The organism is Acidobacteriota bacterium (assembly GCA_029861955.1).
In the GTDB taxonomy this organism is placed as follows: Bacteria; Acidobacteriota; Polarisedimenticolia; order Polarisedimenticolales; family Polarisedimenticolaceae; genus JAOTYK01.
The window spans coordinates 1-6,167 of record JAOTYK010000075.1 but is presented as its reverse complement, the minus strand read 5'-3'; the positions used below and the strand labels follow the sequence as shown (position 1 = coordinate 6,167).

General features: G+C 62.4%; 6 protein-coding genes. All 6 read right to left on the bottom strand.

All coding sequences use genetic code 11. The features are described from left to right. On the bottom strand, nucleotides 1-1,676 hold a 1,676-nt coding region (gene nuoL / locus OES25_17325), incomplete at its 3' end, for an NADH-quinone oxidoreductase subunit L (protein MDH3629400.1). 7 nt (nucleotides 1,677-1,683) lie between these two features. Next, nucleotides 1,684-1,983 carry an NADH-quinone oxidoreductase subunit NuoK gene (gene nuoK / locus OES25_17320; GenBank protein ID MDH3629399.1) on the bottom strand — a complete coding sequence of 100 codons (300 nt, stop codon included), beginning with the start codon at nucleotides 1,981-1,983 and terminating at the stop codon, nucleotides 1,684-1,686. Between the two features lies 1 nt (nucleotide 1,984). After that, a complete protein-coding gene (locus OES25_17315) occupies nucleotides 1,985-2,482 on the bottom strand; it encodes an NADH-quinone oxidoreductase subunit J (protein MDH3629398.1) in 498 nt (165 codons plus the stop codon). Between the two features lie 18 nt (nucleotides 2,483-2,500). Beyond that, nucleotides 2,501-3,550, bottom strand: a complete 1,050-nt coding sequence (nuoH, locus tag OES25_17310) for an NADH-quinone oxidoreductase subunit NuoH (protein MDH3629397.1) — start codon at nucleotides 3,548-3,550, stop codon at nucleotides 2,501-2,503. Further along, nucleotides 3,551-5,149, bottom strand: a complete 1,599-nt coding sequence (locus tag OES25_17305) for a 2Fe-2S iron-sulfur cluster-binding protein (protein ID MDH3629396.1) — start codon at nucleotides 5,147-5,149, stop codon at nucleotides 3,551-3,553. A gap of 9 nt (nucleotides 5,150-5,158) precedes the next feature. Next, the coding region (nuoF, locus tag OES25_17300) for an NADH-quinone oxidoreductase subunit NuoF (GenBank protein ID MDH3629395.1) at nucleotides 5,159-6,167 on the bottom strand (1,009 nt) is incomplete at its 5' end.

The following is a 6,167-nucleotide window of genomic DNA, read 5'->3' as shown; positions in this document are numbered from 1 at the left end:
CTCTTGTAGATGCGGACCGCGAAAAGGATGCCGACGATCGATGCGGTCAACGCGATACCGATCAGCGCCCACTCCATCCCGACCGATGCGTGATGGGCCGCAGCCTCGGCGCCGTGACCCCCGCCATGGCTTCCCGGCTTAACGATGGACTCGTCGACCCAGTGATGGAAGAAGTTGATGTCCTTGCCCAGGGTGATCACCTTGGGGATGCCGATCCAGCCACCGGCGATGCTGAGCAGCCCCAGGATCGTCAACGGAACGGTCATCGTGCGAGGCGACTCGTGGGCGTGACTCCAGGCATCCTTGTCCCCGCGGAACTTGCCGAAGAAGACCAGGTAGGTCAGCCGCGTCATGTAGAACGCGGTGCAGATCGCGGCCACCAGCAACACCGCCCAGACGATCTTGTGATTGCCGTTCCAGGCACCGGCGAGGATCTCATCCTTGGAGAAGAAGCCGGCCAGCGGGAAGATGCCGGCAATCGCCAGCGTCGCCACGCCGAAGGTCCAGAAGGTGGTGGGCATCTTGGCCCTCAACCCACCCATCTTGCGGATGTCCTGCTCGCCGGAGAGACCGTGGATCACGCTGCCGGCACCCAGGAAGAGCAACGCCTTGAAGAAGGCGTGGGTCATCAGGTGGAACATGGCGGCGGAGTAGGCGCCGACACCGGCGGCGGCAAACATGAAGCCGAGCTGCGAGACGGTGGAATAGGCCAGGACCTTCTTGATGTCGGTGGCCGTGATGCCCATCGTCGCCGCGAAGAGCGCGGTGGCCGCGCCGACCGTGGCGATCAACAGCATCGCGTCGGGGGTGTGGGCGTAAAGACCGGACATCCGACAGACCATGTAGACACCGGCCGTGACCATCGTCGCGGCGTGGATCAGCGCCGAGACCGGGGTCGGGCCGGCCATGGCATCGGGGAGCCAGACAAACAGCGGGATCTGCGCCGACTTGCCGCAGGCGCCGATGAACAGCAGCACACCGACCGCGGTCAGCATCGCCGTGTCCTGGCCGCCGTGGGCCAGGGCCGTGTTCAGCTCGCTGAACTTCAGGGTCCCGAACTGGATCGCCAGATAGAGCATGCCGATCAGGAACGCGAAATCCCCGATACGGTTGACGATGAACGCCTTGCGACCGGCGTCGGCACAGCTGAGACCGGTGCGGGCGTCGAACGGCTTGTCGTAGAAGAAGCCGATCAAGAGGTACGAACAGAGACCGACACCCTCCCAGCCCACGAACAACACCAACAGATTGTCCGCCAGCACCAGGGTCAGCATCATCGCCATGAACAGGTTCAGGTAGAGGAAGAACCGTCGATAGTCCTTCTCATGGGACATGTAGCCGGTGCTGTAGAGATGGATCAGGAAACCGACACCGGTGACGACCAGCAGCAGGACCGAGCTGAGGGTGTCGAGCGCGAAGCCCCAACCGACGGTCATCGTCTTGCCGGCCACCTCACCCAACGGCATCCAGGTGGCGATCTCGGTATCGAAATTTCGCTGATCATGTGGCAGCTGCGAGAGTTCCCACACTGCGCCGAGAGAAACCAGGAAGGCCAGCAGCACCATCCCGCAGCCGACGACGTAGACCCCGCGACGCCCCATGCGACCGCCGAGGAACAGATTGATCAGGACCCCGGCGAGGGGTAGCAGCGGAATGAGCCAGATCAGATTCAACATCGGTGCACTACCACTTCAACAGGTTCAGTTCGTCGACGTCGGTCGAGTCCTTCAACCGAAAGAGCGCGATGACGATCGCCAGACCCACCGCCGCCTCGGCGGCGGCCAGAGTCATGATGAAAAACGCGAAGACCTGCCCGTCGGCATGATCGTACTGTCGAGAAAAAACGATGAACACCAGGTTGGAGGCATTGAGCATGATCTCGACACACATCAGGATCATGATGGCGCCGCGGTTCCACAGCACGCCGAAGGTGCCAAGGGCGAACAGGACCGCAGAGACGATCAGGAGGGATTGGGAGGACACGCTACAGCCTCCTCTTGGCCAGCAAGACGGAACCCACCATGGCCACCACCAGAAGCAGCGAGATCACCTCGAACGCATAGAAGAACGTGGTGAACAGCGATATGCCGACCTGGTCCACGGTGCCAAAACTGTCCGATGCGGGCGCAAACGGCTCCGCGCTGCCCGACCCGAAGAGCGCGGCACCGAGGGCGACCACGAAGACGATCGCAAGGATCGGCGACAGATAGCGTTGGATCGGGCTGGAGTCGTGGCTGCGAGCTTCCTCGGCCACGTTCAACAGCATGATGACGAACAGCACCAGCACCATGATGGCGCCGGCGTAGACGATCACCTGTAAGAGCGCCAGGAACTGCGCATTCAGCAGCATGTAGAACCCGGCGATGGCGACAAGATTGCCGGCCAACGCCAGGGCGCTGATGACCTGGTTGCGATGGAAGACCACCACCAACGCCGAGATCAGCGCCAGGCCGGAAAGGACGATGAATGCAATCTGTTCCATCTTGTCCTGTCTCTCCCGCTACACGATATCGAAGGCGACCAAGAGGGCCGTCACCAACAGGTTTAATAGAGCGAGCGGGAACAATCGTTTCCAACCGAGATCCATCAACTGATCGTAGCGGAACCGGGGCAGCGTCCAACGGACCCAGACGAACAGGATCAGGAAGAAGCCGACCTTGGTGACAAAAGTGCCGATCTGGATCAGGGCGCCCAAGATGCCGCCCATGGTATCGAGGGCCGGGATGCCGGTGAGGTAACCCCCAAGGAACAGCGTCACGGCCATACCGGAGATCGTGATCATGGCGATGTACTCCGCCATGAAGAACATCGAGAACTTCATCGACGAGTACTCGGTGTGATAGCCCGCGACAAGCTCGGACTCGGCCTCGGGCATGTCGAACGGCAGTCGGTTGGTCTCGGCGTAGCCGGCGACCATGAAGATCATGAAGCCAAGCAGCTGCCAGCCGCCGCCGAAGATGTTCCACTGCCAGGGGCTACCCGCCTGGAGGGCGACGATCTCGGTCGGCCGCAGCGTCCCGGAGACGCTCAAGACACCGACAATCGACAGGCCCAGGGCCAGTTCGTAGCTGATCATCTGGGCCGAGGCGCGAAGCCCGCCCATCAGGGCGTACTTGCTGTTGGACGCCCAGCCCGCACAGACGATGCCGTAGACACCAAGGGATGACGCGGCCAGCGCCACCAGCAGACCGCCATCCAGATCCAGGATCACCAGGTCGATCACCCGACCGGCGATCTCTATCTGCGTCCCGATGGGGATGACGGCAAACGCGGTCAACGCACTGACCAGTGCGATGAACGGCGCGATGATGAACACCCCCTTGCGAGCGTCTGCGGGGATCGTCTCTTCCTTCATGAAGAACTTGATGCCGTCGGCCAGGGGCTGGAACAACCCGGCCGGCCCGACGCGATTGGGTCCCAGCCGAAACTGGATGATCGCCGACAGGCGTCGCTCGATCCACGTCAGGATCGCGACCGATGCCATCAGGGCATTCGCGATCGCGAAGATCTTGGCGGCGTTGATCAGGATCGGTTCGAGTCCCTGGGGCATCTACGACCCCGCCGGCGCGGTGGCAGCGCTTGCTACGCCGAGAAGACCGACGGCTTCCTCGTCGAGTCCCTCGAACGGTTTGCAGTTTTCTGAAAGAGTCACCAGCACATCGGCCGCCGAACCCCAGCTCGGGAACTCAACGGAGGCGGCTTCCGCCAGATCGGCCACAAGGCGCCAGGCGGGTCGTGCCTCGCCACGGGGAACCCGCGCACGACGCACCCGCTGCACGCGACCCTCGAAGTTGGTCATGGTGCCGTCTTCTTCGGACCACGGCGGGGCCGGCAGCGAAATCGTGGCACCCGCAGTGGAACGCTGGAACGGCCCGACGTGGATTCTTTGTTTGACGTTGAGCGAACTCAGATCGGCGTCGTTGACGTCATCGGCGGGATCCAGCGGATCGCCGACCGTCACCAGAAGATCGACGTGGCCGTCGCGTACCGCATCCAGCACTCTTGCCTCGGTCGCCTGTTCGCCGAGGACCCAGCCGGCCCCCAGGGAGTTGGCACCCTTGTCGGCACGGATCAGCAGCTTGTCGTCTTCGCCTCGCCGCAACGAACGGACACCGACGCGTTCGATTCCCATCGCATCGAGGAGTCGCTTCCAGGCGTAATAGGTCTCGTTGGTGTGTCGCGGCGAGAAGAGAACCGCGGCGCGATCGCCAGCGCTCTTCAGGGCCGCCGCCACCTTCTGGACACCCTCGTCCCAGTCGATGGCCGATTCCGCCGGGGCCTGGGCCTTCAGCATCCGATCCGAGTCTTCCACGGTTCGATAGGAAAGCCGACCCTCGTCGCAGATCCAGTGAGCGTTGACGTCCATGTTGGCCCGGGGCACGACACGCTTGATGCCGCTACCGAACTGGCCCCGCGTCGTCCACAGTTTTTCCTGTTTGCCGGTGGCGACCATCACGTTGCAACCGCGCGAACAACCGGCACAAACCGACGGCGTGTTCTCGAGGTACCAGACGCGGGTCTTGAAGCGGAACTCCTTGACCGTCAGCGCACCGACGGGGCAGATGTCCGCGGTATTTCCGGAGTAGGGGTTGTCGAGACGTTGACCGGGGTAAGTCCCGATGATCGTCCGCTCGCCACGCTGGAAGAACGCCAATTCGCCGGTGCCGGAAATCTCGTCGCAGAAGCGGATACAACGAGAGCACTGAATGCAGCGCTCCTGATCTAGCAGGATATGTTTGCCGAGGTCGACGGCCTTGGATTGCTGGACCTTGGGTTCGATGCTGCGACTGATGCCGGTCCCGTAGTCGACCGCGTACTCTTGAAGTCGACACTCCCCGGCCTGATCGCAGATCGGGCAATCGAGGGGGTGGTTGACCAGGAGGAACTCCATGATCGACGCCTGCGCGGCCTTCACCCGATCGTTCTGGGTGTGGACCACCATGTTGTCGGCAACCGGTGTCGCACAGGCGATCACCAGCTTCGGCATCTTCTCTACCTCCACCAGACACATGCGGCAGTTGCCCGAGATGCTGAGACCCGGGTGGTAGCAGTAGTGCGGGACTTCACGTCCGCGACTGAGAGCGGCCTCGAGGATCGTGGTTCCCGGAGCGACTTCCAGCTCTTCGCCGTCGATGGTGAATTTCAACATCCGTCTTCCTCAGCCCACGGCCTGTGGCGTCTTGCCGAACGTGCATCGCCCTGCATCCACGTGGGCCTGGAACTCGTCGCGGAACTTCTTGACGAACGATTGCACTGGCCACGCCGCCGCATCACCCAGAGCACAGATCGTCTGCCCCTCGATGTTGTCGGCAATACTGACCAGCAGGTCGAGATCCTCGTTGCGACCCTCGCCGGCCTCGATCCTTGCAAGGATTCGTTTCAGCCAGCCGCAGCCTTCGCGACAAGGGGTGCATTGGCCGCAAGACTCATGCGCATAGAAATACGAGATGCGATGGAGAGCCTTGACCATGCAGGTCGATTGGTCCATCACCATGATCCCGGCAGAGCCGAGACCCGTTCCGAGTGCCGCCAGGGAATCGAAGTCCAGATTGACCTCGCACTCTTCGGCGCGCAGCACCGGCACCGATGAGCCACCTGGAATACACGCCTTCAGCGGTTGATCGTCACGCAACATCCCGCCACCGAGATTGTTGATCAGCTCCATCAGCGGGAGGCCCATGTCGGCCTCGTAGACGCCGGGTCGCTTCACGTGACCGCTAAGGCAGTACAGCTTCGGTCCGGTGTTCTTCTCGTTGGGGCCGATGCTCTTGAACCAGTCGGCGCCGCGCTCGATGATGAACGGCACACAGGCCATCGTCTCTACGTTGTTGATGGTCGTCGGCTTTCCCCATACGCCGGACTGGGCGGGGAACGGGGGCTTGATCCGCGGGTAACCACGGTTGCCCTCGAGCGACGTCATCAAGGACGTCTCCTCGCCACAGATGTAGGCGCCGGCTCCGCGATGGACCACCAGCTCGCAGTCCCAGCCGCTGCCGAGGATGTTCTTGCCGCAGTAGCCCTTGGCGTAGGCCTCTCGCACGGCCTTCTCCAGCGTGAGCGTGGCCTCGACGAATTCGCCGCGGATATAGATGTAGACCGCGTCGGCCTTCATCGAATACCCCGAAGTCATGCAGGCCTCGACAACGAGATGCGGATCCTTCTCCATC

Excerpts from the sequence above, each read along its gene's own strand:
- OES25_17315 (MDH3629398.1), bottom strand. The coding sequence starts at position 2,482 with ATGGAACAGATTGCATTCATCGTCCTTTCCGGCCTGGCGCTGATCTCG.
- nuoH (MDH3629397.1), bottom strand. The coding sequence starts at position 3,550 with ATGCCCCAGGGACTCGAACCGATCCTGATCAACGCCGCCAAGATCTTC.
- OES25_17305 (MDH3629396.1), bottom strand. The coding sequence starts at position 5,149 with ATGTTGAAATTCACCATCGACGGCGAAGAGCTGGAAGTCGCTCCGGGA.